This is a genomic window from Streptomyces sp. NPDC002884, assembly GCF_040295245.1.
GTDB lineage: Bacteria > Actinomycetota > Actinomycetes > Streptomycetales > Streptomycetaceae > Streptomyces.
This window is the reverse complement of record NZ_JBEOVB010000005.1, coordinates 484,452-505,669: the sequence shown is the minus strand read 5'-3', so window position 1 is coordinate 505,669 and position 21,218 is coordinate 484,452. Positions and strand designations below refer to the sequence as shown.

The 21,218-nt window shown below is 71.8% G+C and carries 17 protein-coding genes; 12 read left to right on the top strand and 5 right to left on the bottom strand.

Going from position 1 to position 21,218, the window contains the following annotated elements:
• Positions 1 to 702: 702 nt before the first annotated feature.
• The 8 genes from ABT070_RS14525 to ABT070_RS14490 all read left to right on the top strand — a co-directional run bounded on the left by ABT070_RS14525 (position 703) and on the right by ABT070_RS14490 (position 10,474).
• On the top strand, positions 703 to 1,092 hold the full coding sequence (locus ABT070_RS14525; protein WP_351759522.1) for a cell division protein SepF: 390 nt from the start codon (positions 703 to 705) through the stop codon (positions 1,090 to 1,092).
• Positions 1,093 to 1,550: 458 nt separating this feature from the next.
• Positions 1,551 to 2,729: an AAA family ATPase gene (locus ABT070_RS14520; protein WP_451100202.1), complete on the top strand. Its 1,179-nt coding sequence runs from the start codon at positions 1,551 to 1,553 to the stop codon at positions 2,727 to 2,729.
• Positions 2,726 to 3,055, top strand: coding sequence for a nucleotide pyrophosphohydrolase (locus tag ABT070_RS14515; protein ID WP_351759519.1), 330 nt, complete (start codon positions 2,726 to 2,728; stop codon positions 3,053 to 3,055). The genes ABT070_RS14520 and ABT070_RS14515 overlap by 4 nt, the downstream gene beginning before the upstream one ends.
• 265 nt (positions 3,056 to 3,320) lie before the next feature.
• The gene (locus ABT070_RS14510) at positions 3,321 to 3,800 is read left to right on the top strand and encodes a DUF6099 family protein (protein WP_351759517.1); all 480 of its coding nucleotides are present in this window, start codon (positions 3,321 to 3,323) and stop codon (positions 3,798 to 3,800) included.
• 95 nt (positions 3,801 to 3,895) lie between these two features.
• On the top strand, positions 3,896 to 4,819 hold the full coding sequence (locus ABT070_RS14505) for an LLM class F420-dependent oxidoreductase (protein WP_351759514.1): 924 nt from the start codon (positions 3,896 to 3,898) through the stop codon (positions 4,817 to 4,819).
• Between the two features lie 167 nt (positions 4,820 to 4,986).
• Positions 4,987 to 5,928 carry a DUF4232 domain-containing protein gene (locus ABT070_RS14500; RefSeq protein WP_351759512.1) on the top strand — a complete coding sequence of 314 codons (942 nt, stop codon included), beginning with the start codon at positions 4,987 to 4,989 and terminating at the stop codon, positions 5,926 to 5,928.
• Positions 5,929 to 6,389: 461 nt separating this feature from the next.
• The gene (locus ABT070_RS14495; protein WP_351759509.1) at positions 6,390 to 7,859 is read left to right on the top strand and encodes a 3' terminal RNA ribose 2'-O-methyltransferase Hen1; all 1,470 of its coding nucleotides are present in this window, start codon (positions 6,390 to 6,392) and stop codon (positions 7,857 to 7,859) included.
• Entirely contained in the window at positions 7,856 to 10,474 is a 2,619-nt protein-coding gene (locus ABT070_RS14490; protein WP_351759507.1) for a polynucleotide kinase-phosphatase, read from the top strand. Before ABT070_RS14495 ends, ABT070_RS14490 begins: the two co-directional genes overlap by 4 nt.
• A 306-nt stretch (positions 10,475 to 10,780) precedes the next feature.
• Here the strand turns inward: ABT070_RS14490 and ABT070_RS14485 are convergent, their stop codons facing one another.
• Entirely contained in the window at positions 10,781 to 11,692 is a 912-nt protein-coding gene (locus ABT070_RS14485; protein WP_351759504.1) for a diacylglycerol kinase catalytic domain-containing protein, read from the bottom strand.
• On the bottom strand, positions 11,689 to 12,858 hold the full coding sequence (locus tag ABT070_RS14480; RefSeq protein WP_351759501.1) for an SPFH domain-containing protein: 1,170 nt from the start codon (positions 12,856 to 12,858) through the stop codon (positions 11,689 to 11,691). The genes ABT070_RS14485 and ABT070_RS14480 overlap by 4 nt, the downstream gene beginning before the upstream one ends.
• Before the next feature lie 208 nt (positions 12,859 to 13,066).
• Between ABT070_RS14480 and ABT070_RS14475 the strand changes: the two genes are divergently transcribed.
• Both ABT070_RS14475 and argF read left to right on the top strand, forming a co-directional pair.
• Positions 13,067 to 14,290 carry an arginine deiminase gene (locus tag ABT070_RS14475; RefSeq protein ID WP_351759498.1) on the top strand — a complete coding sequence of 408 codons (1,224 nt, stop codon included), beginning with the start codon at positions 13,067 to 13,069 and terminating at the stop codon, positions 14,288 to 14,290.
• Positions 14,291 to 14,412: 122 nt separating this feature from the next.
• Complete coding sequence (gene argF / locus ABT070_RS14470) at positions 14,413 to 15,426, top strand: ornithine carbamoyltransferase (protein ID WP_351759495.1); 1,014 nt, start codon at positions 14,413 to 14,415, stop codon at positions 15,424 to 15,426.
• A 197-nt stretch (positions 15,427 to 15,623) separates the two neighbouring features.
• Here the strand turns inward: argF and ABT070_RS14465 are convergent, their stop codons facing one another.
• The gene (locus ABT070_RS14465) at positions 15,624 to 16,082 is read right to left on the bottom strand and encodes an ATP-binding protein (protein ID WP_351759670.1); all 459 of its coding nucleotides are present in this window, start codon (positions 16,080 to 16,082) and stop codon (positions 15,624 to 15,626) included.
• Positions 16,083 to 16,394: 312 nt separating this feature from the next.
• On the opposite strand from ABT070_RS14465, the gene ABT070_RS14460 reads away from it, so the two are divergent.
• A complete protein-coding gene (locus tag ABT070_RS14460; protein ID WP_351759492.1) occupies positions 16,395 to 17,222 on the top strand; it encodes an enoyl-CoA hydratase family protein in 828 nt (275 codons plus the stop codon).
• Between the two features lie 2 nt (positions 17,223 to 17,224).
• A complete protein-coding gene (locus ABT070_RS14455; RefSeq protein WP_451100214.1) occupies positions 17,225 to 19,564 on the top strand; it encodes a bifunctional salicylyl-CoA 5-hydroxylase/oxidoreductase in 2,340 nt (779 codons plus the stop codon).
• Positions 19,565 to 19,639: 75 nt separating this feature from the next.
• On the opposite strand, the gene cysC is transcribed toward ABT070_RS14455, so the two are convergent.
• Positions 19,640 to 20,281 (bottom strand): adenylyl-sulfate kinase, encoded by a 642-nt coding sequence (cysC, locus tag ABT070_RS14450; protein WP_351759487.1) that lies wholly within the window; start codon positions 20,279 to 20,281, stop codon positions 19,640 to 19,642.
• A 108-nt stretch (positions 20,282 to 20,389) separates the two neighbouring features.
• Positions 20,390 to 21,217, bottom strand: a complete 828-nt coding sequence (locus ABT070_RS14445; protein WP_351759484.1) for a PaaX family transcriptional regulator — start codon at positions 21,215 to 21,217, stop codon at positions 20,390 to 20,392.
• Position 21,218 lies beyond the last annotated feature (1 nt).

Here is a 21,218-nt window from a genome sequence, read left to right as displayed (position 1 = left end):
TGAGTCGTCGCCCGACGCGACGTCGACGCATGTCTGTACGCAGGCTTTTGCCCGTGCCCCCGCTCGACGACGTCCACGGTGTCGAGCGCGGAAGCCCGCAGTAGGGGATCCGGACGTCCGGCCGCCCGCAGGGTCGACTTCCCTGCGGGCGGCCGGAGTTCGTAGGTCGCTCTGGCGTGACCCACCGCCGCGACCGCTGCGACCGTCGTGACCGCCATCACCCGTCGTGACCGTCGTGACCCGTCGTGCTCGCCGGAGCCGGGAGGGGTGACCGGCACGGCCCCCGCCCCCAACGCCGCCGCCACCGGGCAGTTCCCGAACTGGGCCGCGTCACCGGGAGTGATTCCGCCGAGCCGGGTCCGCTGACGACGGACGGCGGACGACGGACGACGGACGACGGCGGAGACAGTGGCAGGACGTGATGTCACCGCCCGGGTGGACTCTGCGGGGCGGACGCCGCCCGTTCCGGCTTTCGGCCGGATGTCATCAGAGGCGATTCCGTCGAGTACACGGTTTCGCAACGTAATCGTCGCTGGTGGGCGGGGTGTTCCCGGACGTGGAGATTCCCGTGCGGCCGCGTTCGGAACCCGCCGCGCGGCACCGGAGACGGTGGCGGTCCGTGTCGCTGTTGGGCTGAACGGGTGACTTGGCGTAAGAATGGCTGGTGCAGGCATTGAAGGCGAGTCAGTTCGGGGGGTGCCGGTGAACCGTTACGACGTCACCGATGAACAGTGGGAAGGGCTCGCTCAGGTTGTTCCGCTGCGAGGCCGGGACGCGTGGCCGTCGGCGGTGAGCCACCGCTCGCTCCCTGACGCGGAGACGGAGACCCGGCGCCGTTTCGTGGTGTTGCGGGTCAACGTGTTCGCGGACGCCCGCGAGGTCGCCGAGACGCTGATGTCGGGCATCCCGGTGCTGCTCGACCTGACGGGCGCGGAGACCGACACCGCCAAGCGGGTCCTGGACTTCTCCACCGGAGTCGTCTTCGGCCTGGCCAGCGGCATGCACCGGGTCGACCGCAACGTCTTCCTGCTGACCCCGCCGGGCACCGAGGTCAGCGGAATCATGCAGGGGGCGGGGGTTCCCGGAGTCTGAGCGCATGCTGAGCGGATTCTGAGCCGACCTCGGATGGCGAGTGACCGCGAGTGACCGCGCCCCGGCGCCGAGCGCGGCGCTCGGCGCTCGGCGCCCAGCACCCGGCGATCTCGGGCACGTCGGCGCGCCTTCCTCGTCTCCCTCGCTGTTTGTCGCGCTCCGTGACCGACGCCGGGGTCGCTCGATCGTAGGAAGCTTTTCGGGGCGGAACGGTTCGTCTGATGGCGGAGCCCTACGGTCCGGATATGCCCTCGCCGTTTGCCTCTTCTCCTGCCCCTTCCGCTGCCTCTTCCGTCCGCTTAACCCATGCGGCGTCCACCGCGTCCACCGCGTCCACAGCTGCCGACGGGCAGCCGTCTGAGGGCGTAGCCCATACCGGATCCACCCCTGCCGCGCCCGCCTCTGCCGCGCCCGTCCCTGCCGTGCCGGCGCATACCGTGCCCGCGCAGGCGCCTTCCGTGGCGGAGCGACAGGTTCCGTCCTCCGGTGCGCAGGTTCCCCGAACGGCGTCCGCCCAGGTGCGGTACGTCAGGCCCTGCGTCACCGAACTGCGGCTCTCCGCCTTCGCGGGGCATCGGCGGGCCCGGTTCCCGCTGGGGGCGGTCACGCTGTTCGTCGGGGCCAGCGGGAGCGGCAAGAGCAGCGCGCTGCGGGCGTACGAGGCACTGGCGCGGCTCGGGGGCGGCGCCCCGCTGGGTGAGGTGTTCGTCGATCCGGCCGCCTGTGTGCCGCACGGCGCGCGGCCCGATGCCCAGCGTCGTCGGGGATTCCGCATCGGCTGCACGGCCGACGGACCCGGCGGACCGGTTCGGCTCGATGTCGCCGTGCAGGCCGAGCCCGAGCTGCGCATCGTGGGGGAGCGGCTGAGCGCGGCGGGTGTCGTGCTGCTGGAGACGGCGCTGCGCGATCCCGGGCGCCGCACGGTGCAGGCGGCCTGGCACACCGGCGGCTCCGCACCGGTGACGCGCGCCCCGCTGCCCGACGACCGGCTCGGCACCGCCCTGCTGCCGCTGCGCGTGGCCGGCAGGACCGACGGACAACGGCAGGTGCTCGCCGCGGCCGAGCAGATGGTCGTCGCCCTGCGGTCCGTGTTCGCCTGCGATCCGCAGCCCGACTGGATGGGAGTCCCCGTCCCCACCGGCTCCGGCCGGCTGCTCGCCGGCTGCGACAACCTCGCCGACGTCCTGTGGCGCACCCGCGAGGAGTGCGGACGGCGGCACGCGCAACTGGTGGCCGCGCTGTCGGCCGGATCCACCGGACCGGTCGTGGACCTGCGCGCCGAGCCGCTGGCCGACGGCACGGTCCGCGCGCTGCTCCACCGCGCCGACGGCAGCCGCACGGAGCTCGCCCGGCTGGGATACGGCGAGCTGCGGTACGTCGCCCTGGCCCTGGTGCTGCTCACCGGGCCGGGCGTTCTCGACGTGGACCCGGCCGGTGAGGTGCCCGCCGCGATGCAGACCCTCACCCTGCTCGCGGACGGCCTCGACCGTGGTCTCGACGTACGACAGCGCGCCGAACTGCTGCGGCTGGCGGTGCGGATGGCCGAGCGCGGGCACATCCGCTGCGTCGGCGCGGTCGGCGACGGATACGGGGCCACCGGGACGGAGGGAGTGACGGTGGTACACCTGGGTCCGTGACAGAACAACACCTCGACGTGGCGAAGCTCCAGCGCAGACTCGCCGAGTTCGCGGCCGCGCGGAACTGGCAGCCCTTCCACACCCCGAAGAACCTCGTCTCCGCACTCAGTGTGGAGGCGTCCGAACTGGTCGAGATCTTCCAGTGGTTGACGCCCGAGGAGTCGGCGCGCGTGATGGAGGACCCGGACACCGCCCACCGGGTGACGGACGAGGTCGCCGACGTGCTCGCCTATCTGCTCCAGCTGTGCGAGGTGCTCGGTGTCGATCCGCTGGCGGCCCTCGACGCGAAGATCGACCGCAACGAGCACAGGTTCCCGGCGCCGTAGCGGCGCCGTAGCGACGCCGTAGGGGTCGCATGGCAGCGTCGGGGCAGCGCCGTAGCGCTGCCGTAGTGGCACCTCGGAGGTGAGCCGAACAGTCCGTTTTCACTCTCCGGAGTCATCTGGCGGACCGAAATCGATTTGTTGTCCACAGATTTCGGTCTTCCTCTGGCTTTTCGCCCCACAGGCCCTCACTCTGGGTAGTGGACTGATGGACACGGGTGTTCGGGCGGACGTGCGAGCAGCACGTCGGGGCAGACGGGGGCAGCGCATGGACGCGGTGCGGCTCATCCTGACGAGCAGGCGCGCGCTCGCGGGCGGCGGCGAAGGAGCGAGGATCCTCGCGGAGGTGTGGCAGGCGCAGGCCCTGGCGCAGGCGATCGGCAGTCGCCTGGCCGTCTCGGGCCCGCCCGAACTGCGCGGCGAGGCACTGGGACTGACCGAACTGGCGGGCAGAGGCTGCGGTGTGCTGGGTGCGCCGGACCTCGACCCCGGTGATCTGCTCGCCGCTCGGCTCACCGAACTGGACGACGCCCGCCGGGCCCTGCTCGATCTGAGCGGCCTGCTGGGCGAGGTCGGCATCGCGCTCGTCGGCCTGGCGAGCTCGGCGGACGACCAGGGCACGTACTGGAAGTGCATGGAGGCCATCGACGCGGCGGACGAGTCCAGGGACCGGGTCCTGGAGATGCTGCGCAAGCTGGCGGCGAGGGAGGAACGGGAGGAGAGGGAGGGCGCCCTGCCGGAGAGGTGAGGAAAGCCGACCCAGCCCGGCGCTCGGCGGAGGGGGGTGGGGGTGGGCAGGGGACCGGTGGGGTCGGCGGGAGGGCCGGAGTGCAGGATGGAGATATGGATCTGCGTATCTTCACCGAGCCCCAGCAGGGGGCGACCTACGACACTCTCCTCACCGTGGCCAAGGCCACCGAGGACCTCGGGTTCGACGCCTTCTTCCGGTCCGACCACTACCTGAAGATGGGCGACGTGAGCGGCCTCCCGGGCCCCACCGACGCCTGGACCACCCTCGCCGGGCTCGCCCGCGAAACCCGGCGCATACGCCTCGGCACGCTGATGACCGCCGGCACCTTCCGGCTGCCCGGCGTCCTCGCCATCCAGGTCGCGCAGGTGGACCAGATGTCCGGCGGGCGTGTCGAACTGGGCCTGGGCGCGGGCTGGTTCGAGGAGGAGCACACGGCGTACGGCATCCCCTTCCCGAAGGAGAAGATCGGCCGGCTGGAGGAGCAGCTGGAGATCGTCACGGGCCTGTGGGCGACGGAGCTCGGCAAGACCTACGACTTCCACGGCACGTACTACGACCTCACCGGCTCGCCCGCGCTGCCCAAGCCCGCGCAGGCGAAGATCCCGGTGCTGATCGGCGGCACCGGTGCGACCCGCACGCCGCGGCTGGCCGCCCGGTTCGCCGACGAGTTCAACATGCCGTTCGGCTCGGTCGAGGACAGTGAGCGCCAGTTCGGCCGGGTGCGGGCCGCCGCGCAGGAGATCGGCCGGGCGGCCGACGCGATCACCTTCTCCAACGCCCTCGTCGTCTGCGTCGGCAAGGACGACCAGGAACTCGCCCGGCGCGCCGCCGCGATCGGCCGAGAGGTCGACGAGCTGAAGGCCAACGGGCTGGCAGGTTCCCCGGCCGAGGTCGTCGACAAGATCGGCCGGTACGCCGAGGCCGGCTCCCGGCGGTTCTACCTCCAGGTCCTCGACCTGCACGACCTGGACCACCTGGAGCTGATCTCCGCCCAGGTGCAGGCTCAGCTGACCTAGTACGGCGATCGGGGACGTGGAGGGCGGCGCACCCCGGCCCGGCTCGGACATCGTTGTCCTCCTCGTCCGGCGGCGAAGGCGCGGCGCCGATCTTCTGTGACACGGCTGTGACCGGAGGTGTGGCCTCCGTCACAGTCGGCATGGCCGGGCCCTGATGAGGTGGCCGGATGCGCAGACCCCTCGCCCTTCTCCCGGCCCTCGCCGCCGTGCTGCTCGCCACGGCCTGCGGATCGGAACACGCCGGTACGCAGAACGGCGGCGTCGGCGCGAGCGGCTCGACGCCGCGGACCCAGGTCACCGAGCCCGCCGTGGACGGGGTCCGGATCACCTCGGTGACCGTCCCCTCCGCCGCCGCGACCCCCGGCGCATCCGGCGGCGGTCCCGTGAAGGCCGAACGCCTCCCGACCGGGCTCGCCGCCGACTCCGGCATCTCGGCCGCCTACGAGGTGACCAATTCCGGTGCCGAAGAGCTGACGTACACCGTCCGTTTCGACTTCACGACAAGCGCGGGCGAGGTCATGAGCAACGAGAAGGTGACCGTGCGCTCGGTGGGGGCCGGCCGGACGGTACGGGGGACCGTCCGACCGGGGACGCTCGTACCGGGAGCGTCCCCGGTGACGACGGTGAAGGTCGGCGAGGTGACCAAGGTCCCGGCGGCCGAGGCGCCGGCCGAGGCCGGGGTCTGCCCGCCCTCGGGGATCCGCGTCTCGGCCGACGACGGCGACGCGGCGATGGGGCTGCGGGTCGTGGGACTCGCCCTGGAGAACTGCGGACAGCGGGACTACACCGTGGACGGTTATCCGCAGGTGAGCCTCCTGGACGAGGACCATGAGCCGGTCGACGGCGTCGAGATCTTCAAGGGCAGCGGCGGCATCTCCACCGTCACAGGCTTCGACGACCCGCCCCGGCCCGTCACCCTGAAGCCCGGCGAACGGGCGAGCGCCGGCCTGATGTGGCGCAACACCACCGGCTCAGGCACCGCGGTCGACGTCCCGTACGTCAGGGTGCGAGCCACCTCCGACGCCGCGCCGGTGATGGTGACCCCCCACCTGGACCTCGGCACCACCGGAAAGCTGGGCGTCAGCCCCTGGCGATCCACGCCGGAGTAGCCGGCGGAGGGCCGGAACGGCGGCCCGCCGGAAGGTCCGGGTAGCCGTCCGGAAGCAGATGCCACCAGGAACCGGATGCCACCAGGAACCGGATTCCACCAGGAACCGGATTCCACCAGGAACCGAAGTCCGCCAGGAACCGAAGTCCACCAGAAACCGGATTCCATCAGAAATCAGATGCTTTCCGATTCCGGACGCTTTCGGATACTGGATGCCCTCGGATTCCGGAAACTGTCGGAAACCGGATGCCGCCGGTATTTCCGGACGCCCCGGACGGCCCCGGCCGAGGGGCGGGCCCGCCGCGTCGCCCCCGACGGACCGGTGTCTGACCAGCGCGGACAGGTGTCGGGTGGCTTGAAAAATCGCGAGTGGCGCGGAAGCGTTCTCTGTACGTTGTAGGGGTGCGCGAGCGCACGATCAGCGCTTCCGCTCCTCCTTCCGAACCCTACCGAGGCACCCACGTGTTCCTGACGATCAGCACCACCGGCACTCCCGAACGCCCCGCCACCGACCTGGGTTTCCTGCTGCACAAGCATCCCGACAAGGCGCAGGCGTTCTCCACCTCCTACGGCAAGGCCCACGTCCTCTACCCCGAGGCCGATGCCGAGCGCTGCACGGCGGCGCTGCTGCTGGAGGTGGACGCCGTGGCGCTGGTCCGGCGCGGCAAGGGCAAGGGCCGGGGCGGTGCTCCGGACGCGGCCCTCGCCCAGTACGTCAACGACCGCCCCTACGCGGCCTCCTCGCTCCTCGCGGTCGCCCTGAGCGGCGTGTTCAGCAGCGCGATGCGCGGCGTGTGCGCGGCCAAGCCGGAACTCCCGGCGCAGGCGAGGCCGTTGCGCGTCGAGGTGCCCGCACTGCCCGCCCGGGGCGGCGTCGACCTCGTACGCGGTCTCTTCGAGCCGCTCGGCTGGGCCGTGAGCGCCGAACCGGTGCCCCTCGACACGGAGTTCGAGGAGTGGGGTGACTCGCGGTACGTGAGCCTGGTCCTGGAGTCGGAGACGCTCACCGTCGCCGAGGCCCTGCGCCACCTGTACGTCCTGCTGCCCGTCCTCGACGACGCCAAGCACTACTGGGTCTCCTCCGACGAGGTCGACAAGCTGCTGCGCGCCGGTGAGGGTTGGCTGTCCGACCACCCCCAGCAGAAACTGATCACCAGCCGTTTCCTCTCCCGCCGCTGGTCGCTGACCCGGCAGGCGATGGAGCGGCTGGAACTGGTCCGGCTCGCCGAGGCCGACGACAGCGAGGTCGAGGAGATCGACAACGCGGTCGAGCCCGAGGCCGAGACGGAGGACCGGCCGACCCCGCTGGCCGTGCTGCGCCGCGAGGCGATCGTCACGGCGCTGACGGAGTCCGGCGCCGCCCGGGTCCTCGACCTCGGCTGCGGACAGGGCCAGTTGGTGCAGGCGCTGCTGAAGGACCCGCGCTTCACCGAGATCGTCGGCGTCGACGTGTCGATGCGCGCGCTCACCATCGCCTCCCGCCGGCTGAAGCTGGACCGGATGGGCGAGCGGCAGGCCTCCCGCGTCCAGCTCGTCCAGAGCTCGCTCGCCTACACCGACGCCCGCCTGAAGGGGTACGACGCGGCCGTGCTCAGCGAGGTGATCGAGCACCTCGACCTGCCCAGACTGCCCGCTCTGGAGTACGCGGTGTTCGGTGCGGCCCGTCCGCGCACGGTCCTGGTGACCACCCCGAACGTCGAGTACAACGTCCGTTGGGAGAGCCTCCCGGCAGGTCACGTCCGGCACGGCGACCACCGCTTCGAGTGGACCCGTGCGGAGTTCCGCGGCTGGGCGGCCGCGGTCGCCGAACGGCACGGCTACGCCGTCGAGTTCGTCCCGGTCGGCCTGGACGACCCGGAGGTCGGCCCGCCCACCCAGATGGCCGTTTTCACCATGAGCAGCGTCCACGAGAAGGAGGCGAAGGCAGCATGACCGAGACTCAGGTTTCCCCGAAGCAGGGCCGTGTGCTGCCCGTCACCGATCTCTCCCTCGTCGTCCTGATCGGCGCGTCGGGGTCCGGCAAGTCCACCTTCGCCCGCCGCAACTTCAAGCCCACCGAGATCATCTCCTCCGACTTCTGCCGAGGTCTGGTCTCCGACGACGAGAACGACCAGAGCGCGACACGGGACGCCTTCGACGTCCTGCACTACATCGCGGGCAAGCGGCTCGCGGCCGGCCGCCGGACCGTCGTCGACGCCACCAGCGTGCAGCAGGACTCCCGCCGCCAGCTGATCGAGCTGGCGAAACAGTACGACGTGCTGCCCATCGCCATCGTGCTGGACGTGCCGGAGGAGGTGTGCGCCGAACGCAACGCGGCCCGCACCGACCGCGCCGACATGCCCCGCCGGGTCATCCAGCGCCACACCCGCGAACTGCGCCGCTCGCTGCGCCACTTGGAGCGCGAGGGCTTCCGCAAGGTGCACGTCCTGCGGGGTGTCGAGGAGATCGAGAACGCCTCGGTCGTCACCGAGAAGCGCTACAACGACCTGACCCACCTCACCGGCCCCTTCGACATCATCGGCGACATCCACGGCTGCGCCTTCGAACTGGAGGGCCTCCTCGGCAAGTTGGGGTACGCGGACGGCGTCCACCCGGACGGCAGGCAGGCCGTGTTCGTCGGCGACCTGGTCGACCGGGGACCGGACAGCCCGGGCGTCCTGCGCCGCGTGATGTCGATGGTCGGGTCGGGCAACGCCCTCTGCGTTCCCGGCAACCACGAGAACAAGTACGGCCGTCACCTGCGCGGCCGCAAGGTCCAGCACACCCACGGCCTGGCCGAGACCGTCGAGCAGATGGAGAGCGAGAGCGAGGAGTTCCGCGCCGAGGTGAGGGAGTTCATCGACGGTCTCGTCAGCCACTACGTCCTCGACGGCGGCAGGCTGGTGGTCTGCCACGCGGGTCTGCCGGAGAAGTACCACGGCCGTACCTCCGGGCGCGTCCGCTCGCACGCGCTGTACGGCGACACGACCGGCGAGACCGACGAGTTCGGACTGCCGGTGCGTTACCCGTGGGCGGAGGACTACCGGGGCCGCGCGGCGGTGGTCTACGGCCACACGCCCGTCCCGGAGGCCACCTGGCTGAACAACACCATCTGCCTGGACACCGGCGCCGTGTTCGGCGGCAAGCTGACCGCGTTGCGCTGGCCGGAGCGCGAGCTGGTCGACGTACCGGCGGAGCAGGTCTGGTACGAGCCGACGAAGCCGCTGCGCTCCGAGGCTCCCGGCGGGCACGACGGACGCCCGCTGGACCTGGCGGACGTGCACGGCCGACGCATTGTCGAAACCCGTTACGACGGCCAGAACCGTGTCTCGATCCGCGAGGAGAACGCGGCCGCGGCCCTGGAGGTCATGAGCCGTTTCGCGGTGGACCCGCGGCTGCTGCCGTACCTGCCGCCGACGATGGCCCCCACGGCCACCTCGCACGTCGAGGGCTACCTGGAGCACCCGGCGGAGGCGTTCGCGCAGTACGCGCAGGACGGTGTCGCGCGGGTCGTGTGCGAGGAGAAGCACATGGGCTCGAGGGCGGTGGCCCTGGTGTGCCGGGACGCGGAAACAGCGCGAAAGCGTTTCGGAGTGGACGGCCCCACCGGATCCCTCTACACCCGCACGGGCCGGCCGTTCTTCGACGACGAGAGCGTGACGGAGGAGATCCTCGGCCGGATACGGACGGCGGTGGACGAGGCGGGCCTCTGGTCGGAGCTGGCCGCACCCGACAGCGCCTCCGGCACGGTGGACTGGCTTCTGCTGGACGCCGAGCTGATGCCCTGGTCGCTGAAGGCCTCGGGTCTGCTCCGCTCGCAGTACGCGGCCGTGGGCGCCGCGTCCCGCGCGGTCTTCCCGGGTGCCCTGTCCGCGCTGGAGGGCGCGGCGGCGCGGGGCGTCGACGTCGGGGGCCTCCTGTCCCGCCAGCGTGAACGCGCCCTTGACGCGGCCGCGTTCACCGAGGCGTACCGGCGCTACTGCTGGACGACGGACGGCCTGGACGGCGTACGCCTGGCCCCGTTCCAGATCCTCGCGGTCCAGGGGCGCAGCCTCACCGACCTGCCCCACGACCAGCAGCTGTCGCTCCTCGACCGGCTGGTGGAACACGACAACACGGGCCTGCTCCAGACGACCCGGCGTCTGTACGTCGACACGGCCGACCCTGAGTCGGTCCGGGCCGGCGTCGACTGGTGGCTGGAGATGACGGGCCGAGGCGGCGAGGGCATGGTCGTCAAGCCCCTGGGCGCGCTGGTCCGGCAGGGGTCCCCCCGATCGGGCGAGGCCGGGAGCGGGGGAGGCGGGGGCCGTCTGGTCCAGCCCGGCATCAAGTGCCGGGGCCGCGAGTACCTCCGGATCATCTACGGTCCGGAGTACACCCGCCCCGACAACCTCACCCGACTGCGCGGCCGCTTCCTCAACCACAAACGGTCGTTGGCGATCCGCGAGTACGCCCTCGGCCTGGAGGCCCTGGCCCGTCTGGCGGAGGGCGAGCCCCTGTGGCGCGTCCACGAGGCGGTCTTCGGTGTCCTGGCCCTGGAGTCGGAGCCGGTGGACCCGCGGTTGTGAGTCCTTCGCCCGGTCCGTGCCTCCGCCCGGTCCGTGCCTCCGCCCGGTCCGTGCCCCCGCCCGGTCCGTGCCCCCGCGCGGACCGGGTCCCGACGGCTGCGCCCCCGTCCGCCCCGCCCCGCCTCCGCGGAACGCCGTGGCGCGGGCGGGCGGGGGCGCGTGACCGTTCGGCCCATGGGCGACTCCCGGGCATGTCATGTTCGGTTCTCCGCACCACCGGCCCGGCCGGCCGCGTACCCGCAGGCCGGACGCCCGGGCGCGCTGCCGGGCGAGGCACGGCCCGGCCGGTGAGGACGGCGGTGCCGGTCAGCCGACGAGCTGCAGTGCCGCTTCCGCCCGCCCCACCCGTACCCGTTGCCCCCACGTCAGCTCCACCGCGTCGCTCTCGATCCCGTCCCCGAAGGCGATGAGCCGTTCCGACTCGACGGTGAGGGTCAGGCGGCCGCCCGCCGCGAGCTCGCCCGCGACCAGTGAGGTGCCGGTCGCCGGGGACGGCCACGCCTCCCGCACGAACCACACGAGGCGGTCCTCCGTCGGGCCCGGCAGGCGCAGGCCCGCAACACCGCCCGCGCCCCGCTCCTGCCACACCGACCGGATCCAGCCGGTCGCCCCGGTACCCGTGCCCACCAGCACCCCGGAGGAGGCCTGGGCCTCGACGGCACCCCCGTCGTCGTCGAGGCCCAGGCGGTAGCGGGCGGTCTGGTGCCCGGCGGCGCCCAGATAGATCTCGTTGAGGGCCAGCAGCCGCTGGGTGTCGTCGGCCACCGCCTCGACCATGGTCAGCCCGTCCGTGCCGGTGCCCGCCGCGAGCACGGAGGGCAGGAGCAGCCGGGCGTCCGCGGGGCGGTGGCGGACCAGGACGCCCGGGTTGCGGCCGGGGTCGGTGTCGATGCCCACCACCGGCTGACCGGCCAGGTACTTGGCGGCGTTCGCCACCAGTCCGTCCTGGCCGACCACGACCACCACGTCCTCGGGTGCGAAGAGGAAACGGTCCAAGTCCGCTCGCTCCACCCGGGTCTGACGCCAGGTCAGGGGAACGGCCGCTGTCACCTCGGCCATGGCCCGCCTGGTGCGCCGATGGCGTTCGGCGACCTCCTCGATGTCCCGGCCCCGCGAGGAGAGGAAGAAGGCGACCTGGCCGTGGGTGCCGTGCCGGGCCACCAACTCCTCGTACTCCGTGGTGCGGTGGACCAGCACGGCCCGCGGGGCGAGACTCATTCGTGTTCCCCGGCGCCGAACCTCGACAGGAGGCCGGTGAGGACGTCCGGCGAGATCGTCACGCTGTCGATGCGCGGCAGGTTCTCGGCGAGACGTGACCCGGTGAGGGCGTGCAGGGTCGCCACGTCGACGTCCGCGTGCACGCGCAGCCAGGCCGCCTGTGCCTGGGCCCGCGCCTCGCCGACCTCGCGCGCCGCCTGCGCCTCGGCGTGGGCGAGCTGGACCGAGCGGGCCGCCTCCGCCTCCGCGAGCCGGACCGTGCGCGCCGCCTCCACCTGGCTCAGCCGCTCCGTGCGCTGTGCCTCGGCGTCCGCCAGCCGCACCTGCTTCGCGGCCTCCGCCTCCGCCAGCTTCACCGCCCGCGCGGCCTCCGCCTCCGCGAGCCGTACGGACCGCGTCGCCTCCGCCTCGGCCCGTACCTTGTCGGCCGCCGCGTTCTCCTCGGCCTCGCGGCGGGTGTTCGTACCGCGCTGCTCGACCAGCTGCTCCTCACGGCGGGCCAGTTCGATCTTGCTGGCCAGCTCGTTCTCGGCGATCGTCCGCTCCCGCTCGACGGCCACCGCGCGCCGCTCGTACGTCGCCCGGTCGGCCTCCTGCTGGATCTGCTCACGTGCCGGGGTGCGCAGCGCCCGCTCCACCTCCGGTTCCGGACGCAGCGCGACGACTCGCACGGCCACGATCTCGATGCCCGTGGCCGGCAGGCGCGGCTCGGCCGCCAGCCCCGCCGCGACCCGCTCCCGCACCGACTTCACGCCGTCCATCAGCGCCGACGCCAGCGACGTACGCGCGAGGACGTCCAGCGCGTGCTGCTGCGCCGTCTCCGTCAGCAGGGTGCCGAGCTGCTCCAGGGGCGCGCCGCGCCACACGCCCGTGTCGGGGTCGATGGAGAAGTCGAGGCGGGCGGCGGCGACGGCCGGGTCGCTGATCCGGTAGGTGACCGTCGCCTGCACCGCCACGTCCTGGAAGTCGGCCGTACGGGCGTGGAAGGTCATCGCCAACTCGCGGTCGTCCACGGGTACTTCGGAGAGCGCCGCGCTCAGTGAGCGGAACCAGAAGCTGAGCCCGGGACCGTCGTGCGCCAGCGTGCCGGAGCGGTGGTGGCGCACGTGCGCCGTCGGGGCGCCGCGCAGATGGCGCCAGCCCAGGCGCCGGGTGATGTCGGCCATGAGAGACCCCCCTCGTTCCGTTTCTCGTCAATGCGACGATAAAGAAAACGATAGCCGTGCGTTCCTCTTGTCGTCAAGGGGACGAGAACGGAAAGGGGGGTGGTGGAAGGCGGCGGAAGGCGGGGAAGGGGAGCGCCGGGAGGAACAAGCTCGTGCGGAAACGGTCCAGTAGGGGGTGAAGGTGGTCCCCGATGGTCAGGATGGAGACATGGGTTTCCATGTCGACTCCGAGGCCGGGCGGCTGCGCCGCGTCATCCTGCACCGGCCGGATCTCGAGCTCAAAAGGCTCACCCCCAGCAACAAGGACGCACTTCTCTTCGACGACGTGCTGTGGGTGCGCCGGGCGCGCGCCGAGCACGACGGGTTCGCCGACGTGCTGCGCGACCGCGGTGTCGCCGTACACCTCTTCGGCGACCTGCTCACCGAGGCCCTGGCGATCCCGGCGGCCCGAGCGCTCGTCCTGGACCGCGTCTTCGACGAGAAGGAGTACGGGGTGCTCGCCACCGACCACCTCCGCGCCGCCTTCGAGGCACTCCCCGCCCCGGTACTGGTGGAGGCCCTCGTCGGCGGCATGACCAAGCGGGAGTTTCTGGAAGCGCATCCCGAACCGACCTCCGTGCGCTTCCATGTGATGGACCTCGACGACTTCCTCCTCGACCCGCTCCCGAACCACCTCTTCACCCGCGACACCTCCGCCTGGATCTACGACGGCGTCGCGATCAACGCCATGCGCTGGCCGGCCCGGCAGCGTGAGACCGTCCACTTCGAGGCGATCTACCGGCACCATCCCCTGTTCCGCGGCGAGACGTTCCGTGTCTGGTCCGAGGGGCAGGCCGACTATCCGTCCACCATCGAGGGCGGTGACGTCCTCGTCATCGGCAACGGCGCCGTGCTGATCGGCATGAGCGAGCGCACCACCGCGCAGGCCGTCGAGATGCTCGCCCACAAGCTGTTCGCGGCGGGCTCGGCCGAGACCATCGTGGCCCTCGACATGCCGAAGCGGCGTGCCTTCATGCACCTCGACACGGTGATGACGATGGTCGACGGCGACACCTTCACCCAGTACGCGGGCCTGGGCATGCTCCGCTCGTACACCATCGAACCGGGCGTCGGCGAGAAGGAGCTGAAGGTCACCGACCATCCGCCGGAGCACATGCACCGCGCGATCGCCGCCGCCCTCGGCCTGAGTGAGATCCGCGTGCTCACCGCGACCCAGGACGTCCACGCGGCCGAGCGCGAGCAGTGGGACGACGGCTGCAACGTCCTCGCCGTGGAGCCGGGTGTCGTCGTCGCCTACGAGCGCAACGTCACCACCAACACCCATCTGCGCAAACAGGGCATCGAAGTGATAGAGATCCCCGGCAGTGAGCTGGGCCGGGGGAGGGGCGGGCCGCGCTGCATGAGCTGCCCGGTCGAACGGAGTGCCGTATAGGCGTACAGCTGTCTGTATAAAAATGCCAAGGGTCGTATAGACTTCCGAGGGTCCCTGCGACCGCAGTCCCGTGCACGTCCCGTGCGCCTGCATCTCTTCACCGCACTTCTGGAGCGACCCCCATGGCGACAGTCCCGACCGCCCTCGCCGGCCGCCACTTCCTCAAGGAGCTGGACTTCACCGGGGAGGAGTTCCGCGGCCTGATCGAGCTGGCCGCCGAGCTGAAGGCCGCCAAGAAGGCCGGGACCGAGGTCCAGCACCTGCGCGGCAGGAACATCGCCCTGATCTTCGAGAAGACCTCGACGCGCACCCGTTGCGCGTTCGAGGTCGCCGCCGCCGACCAGGGCGCCTCCACCACCTACCTCGACCCCTCCGGCTCCCAGATCGGCCACAAGGAGTCGGTGAAGGACACCGCCCGGGTGCTGGGCCGGATGTACGACGGCATCGAGTACCGCGGGTCCAGCCAGCAGAAGGTCGAGGAGCTCGCCGCCCACGCGGGCGTGCCCGTGTTCAACGGCCTCACCGACGACTGGCACCCCACCCAGATGCTCGCCGACGTGCTCACGATGACCGAGCACTGCGCCAAGAACCTCGTGGACGACGGCTTCGTGCTCGCCTACCTCGGCGACGCCCGCTTCAACATGGGCAACTCCTACCTGGTCACCGGCGCCCTGCTCGGCATGGACGTCCGCATCGTCGCCCCCGAGCGGTACTGGCCCGGTGACGAGGTGATCGCGCTGGCGCGCAAGCTGGCCGAGGACTCCGGGGCCGAGATCCTGCTCACCGAGGACCTCGCCCAGGGGGTGGCGGGCGCCGACTTCGTCGCCACCGACGTATGGGTCTCCATGGGGGAGCCCAAGGAGGTCTGGGGCGAGCGGATCGCCGCCCTCGGCCCGTACGCCGTGACCATGGACGTGCTGCGCGCCACCGGCAATCCGGACGTCAAGTTCCTGCACTGCCTCCCGGCCTTCCACGACCTCGGCACCAAGGTCGGCCGCGAGATCCACGAGACCTACGGCCTGGACTCCCTCGAGGTGACGGACGAGGTGTTCGAGTCGGCCCACTCGGTCGTCTTCGACGAGGCGGAGAACCGCTTGCACACGATCAAGGCCGTGCTGGTGGCGACGCTCGCCTGAGCGGACGGGCCGGACCCGCGCTCCCTGTCTCCTCCGCGGGGTCGCCTCCGCGGGTCGTCTCCGCGGGCGCGGCGGCCCGTCCACGGGTGCGGCCGCTCGCGGCCGACGCGGGCACGCCCGTCGGGACCGGACCGGACCGGGCCGGGCTGAGTCGGGCCGAGTCGGGTCGGGTCCAGGTGGGGCCGGGCCGGCCGAGGTCAGGCCGGGTGCGGGCGCCACTGCGGCGGAACGGCTGCCAGCCTGAACCACACCGCCTTGCCCCGGTCGGTCGGCCGGTGCCCGCAGGACGAGCTGAGGGTGCGGATGAGCAGCAGCCCGCGCCCGTGCTCCTGCCAGGGGTCGGGCTCGCCGGAGGGACGGGTGAGGTCGCCGGGCGGTACCGGGTCGGGGTCGTGCACCTCGACCTGGCAGCCGGTCGGCTGCAACTCCACGACCAGCTCTATCGGGTCGTCGCCTGCGGTGTGCTCCACCGCGTTGGCCACCAGTTCGGCGGTGAGCAGCTCCGCGGTGTCGCTGTCCGCCCCGTGCTTCAGCTCGGCCAGCGCCGTTCGGACCAGCGCACGGGCCACCGGCACGGCCGCGGCGGAGTGCGGCAGTGCGATACGCCAGGAGGCGGCCGGCTCGGAGGGGCGTTCGTACAAGGCGAGTCCGTTCATGGCGCAGGGTCCGATGATCGACATCAGGCGGTCCTGCTTTCAACTTTAGGAATGGTACGGCGGCCTCCGGCAGAGGCGCTCGTCGGGCGCCGTACGGGACCTTCGGCCCCTGCCGGCGACTTACCCGCGACAACGGTCCCTCTCGCGCACCTGATCCCGTTGTTACCGCCTTATTGACGACCGGTGACGTGTGTGACGAGAACATGCCGTGCGGTGACACAGCGAGTCTTCCCGGAGCCTCTATCGCGTACTCATGACGACAGTCACAAGGAGGTGATAACTTCGGGAGAGACTGTCGAGGAGGCCGCCCTCATGAGTCCCTTCACCGGCTCCGCCGCCCGCACCTCCGACTGGCGCCACCTGCGCGTCGAGCACGCCGACGGCATCGCCACCGTCACCCTGGCCCGTCCCGAGAAACTCAACGCCCTCACCTTCGGCGCCTACGCCGACCTGCGCGACCTGCTCGCCGAGCTGTCCCGGGAGCGGTCCGTCCGCGCCCTGGTACTGGCCGGCGAGGGCCGCGGCTTCTGCTCCGGCGGAGACGTCGACGAGATCATCGGCGCCACCCTCGGCATGGACACCGCCCAGCTCCTCGACTTCAACCGGATGACCGGCCAGGTCGTGCGCGCCGTACGGGAGTGCCCCTTCCCTGTCATCGCGGCCGTGCACGGCGTGGCGGCGGGCGCCGGCGCCGTCCTCGCCCTGGCCGCGGACTTCCGGATCGCCGACCCCAGCGCCCGCTTCGCGTTCCTCTTCACCCGCGTCGGCCTCTCCGGCGGCGACATGGGCGCCGCCTACCTGCTGCCCCGGGTCGTGGGCCTCGGCCACGCCACCCGGCTGCTGATGCTCGGAGAACCGGTCCGCGCCCCCGAGGCCGAGCGCATCGGCCTGATCAGCGAACTGACGGACGAGGGCCGGTCCGACGAGGCCGCCCAGGCGCTCGCCCGCCGCCTCGCCGACGGGCCCGCGCTGGCGTACGCCCAGACCAAGGCGCTCCTCACGGCCGAACTGGACATGCCGCTCGCCGCCTCCGTCGAACTGGACGCCGCCACCCAGGCCCTGCTCATGAACGGCGAGGACTACGCCGAGTTCCACGCGGCGTTCTCGCAGAAGCGACCGCCGAAGTGGCGAGGGCGATGACCATGACAGCCGACGCGAGGACCCCGGCGACCACCGCACCGGCCGCTACCGGCACACGGCCCGGCCACGGGCCGCGGCGCATCGCGATCATCGGCGGAGGCCCCGGCGGTCTCTACGCCGCGGCCCTGCTGAAACGCCTCGACCCCGCCCGCGAGATCACCCTCTGGGAACGCAACGCCCCCGACGACACCTTCGGCTTCGGAGTCGTCCTCTCCGACGAGACCCTCGGCGGCATCGAACACGCCGACCCGCAGGTCTACGCCGCCCTCCAGCAGGACTTCGTCCGCTGGGACGACATCGACATCGTGCACCGGAACACCCGCCACACCTCCACCGGACACGGCTTCGCCGCCCTCGGCCGGCGCAGACTCCTGGAGATCCTGCACGAACGCTGCCGCTCCCTCGGCGTCGACCTGCGCTTCCGCGCCGAGGCACCGGACCCCGCACGGCTGGCGCGGGAGTACGACCTCGTCATCGCCGCCGACGGTGTGCACAGCGCCACCCGTGAGGCGTACGCCCAGGTGTTCCGGCCCCGGGTGTCCGGCCACCACTGCCGCTACATCTGGCTCGCCGCGGACTTCGCCTTCGACGCCTTCCGCTTCGAGATCGCCGAGACCCCGCACGGCGTGATGCAACTGCACGGCTACCCCTACGCCGCCGACTCCTCCACCGTGATCATCGAGATGCGCGAGGAGGTCTGGCGGGCAAGCGGTTTCGACGAACTCGACGAACAGGAGTCGGTCGAGCGCTGCGCCAAGATCTTCGCGGACGCCCTCGGCGGACGCTCACTCCAGTCCAACAACTCCACCTGGACCACGTTCCGGACCGTCGTCAACGAACGCTGGTCGCACGGCAACGTCGTCCTGCTGGGCGACGCCGCCCACACCGCCCACTTCTCCATCGGATCGGGCACCAAGCTCGCCGTCGAGGACGCCCTGGCGCTGGCGGCCTGTCTGAACGAACACCCCGATCCCCACACCGCGTTGACCGCATACGAGGAGGAGCGAGGGCCCGTCGTCGCCTCCACCCAACGGGCTGCCCGGGCCAGCCTGGAGTGGTTCGAGAACATCGGCCTCTACCTCGACCAGCCGCCCCGCGGATTCGCCTTCAACCTGCTCACCCGCAGCCGTCGCGTCACCCACGACAACCTGCGTCTGCGCGATCCCCACTTCACCGAGGCCGTGGAGCGGGAGTTCGGCTGTCCGCCCGGCACGCCCCCGATGTTCACCCCGTTCCGGCTGCGCGGCCTGACCCTGCGCAACCGGGTCGTCGTCTCGCCCATGGACATGTACTCGGCCGGCGACGGCCTCCCCGGCGACTTCCACCTCGTCCACCTCGGCGCCCGCGCGCTCGGCGGGGCCGCACTGGTGATGACCGAGATGGTGTGCGTGTCTCCCGAGGGACGCATCACGCCCGGCTGCACCGGCCTCTACACCGACCACCAGGCCGATGCCTGGCGGCGGGTCACCGACTTCGTGCACGACCGGGCGCCGGGTACCGCGATCGGCGTCCAACTCGGCCACTCCGGTCGCAAGGGGTCGACGAGGCTGATGTGGGAGGGCATGGACGAACCGCTGTCCGACGGCAACTGGCCGCTCGTGGCCGCCTCCCCGCTGCCGTACAAGCCGGGCGGCCGGACGCCCCGAGAGCTCACCGGATCCCAACTCGTCGACATACGCGAGGAGTTCACCGCCGCCGCCGAGCGCGCCGCCCGGTCCGGCTTCGACCTGCTCGAACTGCACTGCGCCCACGGCTACTTGCTGTCCGGCTTCCTCTCCCCGCTCACCAACCGCCGAACCGACGCCTACGGGGGCTCGCTCGCCGAGCGGCTCCGATTCCCGCTGGAGGTCTTCGACGCGGTCCGCGCGGTATGGCCGACGGAACGGCCGATGACCGTCCGTATCTCCGCCACCGACTGGGCCGAGGGCGGTACTTCTGCCGACGACGCCGTCGAGATCGCCCGTGCCTTCGCCGCGCACGGCGCCGACGCGATCGATGTGTCGACCGGCCAGGTGGTGGCCGAGGAACGGCCCGAGTTCGGACGCTCGTACCAGACGCCGTTCGCGGACCGGATCCGGCACGAGCTGGGAGTGCCGGTGATCGCGGTCGGCGCGATCTCCTCCTGGGACGACGTCAACTCACTGATCCTGGCGGGCCGTACGGACCTGTGCGCCCTCGGCCGGCCGCACCTCTACGACCCGAACTGGACCCTGCACGCAGCCGCCGAGCAGGGATACACCGGACCGGGCGCCGACTGGCCCGCCCCCTACCGGGCAGGCAGCCGGCCGCCTCGCACCGGACGTGCGGACGCGCCGAAACCCCGTCTGCCACTCATGAGTTGAGGTACCCGGGAGCAGCGTCGGGAGAGGCGTCGGGAGCTGTCCCGTGAACTGTCCCGTGAGCCGGGAAGGCCGCGTTCACACCAGCCCCCGCGCCGCCAGCACGGCGTACACCGCGTCCGCCGAGTCCGGCGGGGTCCGGTCCTGCGTCGTCAGTACGAGCTCGGGGTCGACCGGCGCCTCGTACGGGTCTTCGACGCCGGCCGGCCCGCACCGCTCGCCCGCGGCCTGCCCGGCGTACAGGTTCTTCACGTCCCGCTCGCGGCACACCTCGACCGGGGTCGCGACATGCACCTCGATGTACGGTGTGCCGCTCTTCTCGTGCCGCAGCCGCACCGCCTCACGGCTGTCGGCGTAGGGCGCGATCACGGGGACGACGGACAGGACGCCGTTGCGCGCGAGGACCTCCGAGACAAGACCGACGCGCTGCACGTTGACGTGCCGGTCGGCCCGGGAGGAGCCGATTCCGGCGGACAGGAAACGGCGTATCTCGTCACCGTCGAGGACCTCCACCCGATGTCCCTCCGCCTTGAGCCGATCGCTCAGGAAACGGGCGAGCGTCGTCTTACCGGCGCTCGGCAGCCCCGTGAGCCAGACTGTGGCCCCCTGCGTCCTCGGCGTGACGGCCCTCGGCGCGGCGGCCTGCGGCGGGACAGCTTGCGGCGGGACGGCCCTCGGTGGCACAGCCCTCGGTGGCACGGCCCCCGGCTTGTCGGTCATGCGCAACAGTCCTCTTCCCCGCCCGTCGTCCAACCCGTACAACCCGTCGAACGGTAGGCAAGGAACCTGAGAGGACCCGTCAAAGAGCCTGAGGTTTGACTGAGTGACTCACGGCGCGGGCGGGGTCACCCCGGCGAACTGCGCCCCCGCGTCCCGCAACCGCTCGTGCAGTCCCTGGAACACGGCCGCCGAACGGGCCCCCGGCCAGTCCTCGGGCAGCAGCCGGGCGGGCAGGCCGGGGTCGGTGTAGGGAAGGTGACGCCAGGAGTCCAGGGCGAGGAGGTAGTCGCGGTAGGCCTCCTCCGGCGGGGTGTCCGGACGCTGCTGCCAGGCGTGCAGCACGCGTGCGTGGCCGTCGAGGAACGTCTCGTGCTCCTTGGCGATGGCCGCCAGGTCCCACCAGCGGGCGACGGACTCGACGGTCGGCGAGAAGCCGAGGTGCTCGCCGCGGAACAGGTCCACGTACGGGTCGAGGTGCAGCCGTCGGAGGGTGTGCCGGGTCTCCTCGTGCAGCCGCGCCGGCGCGATCCACACCCCCGGAGCGGCGGTACCGAACCCCAGGCCCGCGAGCCGCGACCGCAGCACATGCCGCTTCTGCCGCTCCGACTCCGGCACGGAGAACACCGCCAGCACCCAGCCCTCGTCCGGCTGTGAGGCCGTGGCGTAGATGCGCCGGTCCCCGTCGTCGAGCAACTGTCTTGCCTCGTCGGACAGTTCGTATCCGGCAGCGCCCTGCGCCGTACGGGCCGGCAGCAGCAGTCCGCGCCGCTTCAGCCGGGACACCGAAGAGCGTACGGAGGGCGCGTCGACGCCGACCGCGGCTAGCAGCCGGATCAGCTCGGCGACGGGCACCGGGCCCGGGGCGAAGCGGCCGTACGCGCCGTAGAGCGTGACGATGAGAGACCGGGGTGCGGGCTGATCGGACACGTTGATCATC

What these genes read in the sequence shown, in the direction of transcription:
- ABT070_RS14510 (WP_351759517.1), top strand. Translation starts at nt 3,321, where the DNA reads ATGGACGCGGTGCGGCTCATCCTGACGAGCAGGCGCGCGCTCGCGGGC.
- ABT070_RS14505 (WP_351759514.1), top strand. Translation starts at nt 3,896, where the DNA reads ATGGATCTGCGTATCTTCACCGAGCCCCAGCAGGGGGCGACCTACGAC.
- ABT070_RS14500 (WP_351759512.1), top strand. Translation starts at nt 4,987, where the DNA reads ATGCGCAGACCCCTCGCCCTTCTCCCGGCCCTCGCCGCCGTGCTGCTC.
- ABT070_RS14490 (WP_351759507.1), top strand. Translation starts at nt 7,856, where the DNA reads ATGACCGAGACTCAGGTTTCCCCGAAGCAGGGCCGTGTGCTGCCCGTC.
- ABT070_RS14485 (WP_351759504.1), bottom strand. Translation starts at nt 11,692, where the DNA reads ATGAGTCTCGCCCCGCGGGCCGTGCTGGTCCACCGCACCACGGAGTAC.
- ABT070_RS14480 (WP_351759501.1), bottom strand. Translation starts at nt 12,858, where the DNA reads ATGGCCGACATCACCCGGCGCCTGGGCTGGCGCCATCTGCGCGGCGCC.
- ABT070_RS14475 (WP_351759498.1), top strand. Translation starts at nt 13,067, where the DNA reads ATGGGTTTCCATGTCGACTCCGAGGCCGGGCGGCTGCGCCGCGTCATC.
- argF (WP_351759495.1), top strand. Translation starts at nt 14,413, where the DNA reads ATGGCGACAGTCCCGACCGCCCTCGCCGGCCGCCACTTCCTCAAGGAG.
- ABT070_RS14465 (WP_351759670.1), bottom strand. Translation starts at nt 16,082, where the DNA reads ATGAACGGACTCGCCTTGTACGAACGCCCCTCCGAGCCGGCCGCCTCC.
- ABT070_RS14460 (WP_351759492.1), top strand. Translation starts at nt 16,395, where the DNA reads ATGAGTCCCTTCACCGGCTCCGCCGCCCGCACCTCCGACTGGCGCCAC.
- ABT070_RS14455 (WP_451100214.1), top strand. Translation starts at nt 17,225, where the DNA reads ATGACAGCCGACGCGAGGACCCCGGCGACCACCGCACCGGCCGCTACC.
- cysC (WP_351759487.1), bottom strand. Translation starts at nt 20,281, where the DNA reads ATGACCGACAAGCCGGGGGCCGTGCCACCGAGGGCTGTGCCACCGAGG.
- ABT070_RS14445 (WP_351759484.1), bottom strand. Translation starts at nt 21,217, where the DNA reads ATGATCAACGTGTCCGATCAGCCCGCACCCCGGTCTCTCATCGTCACG.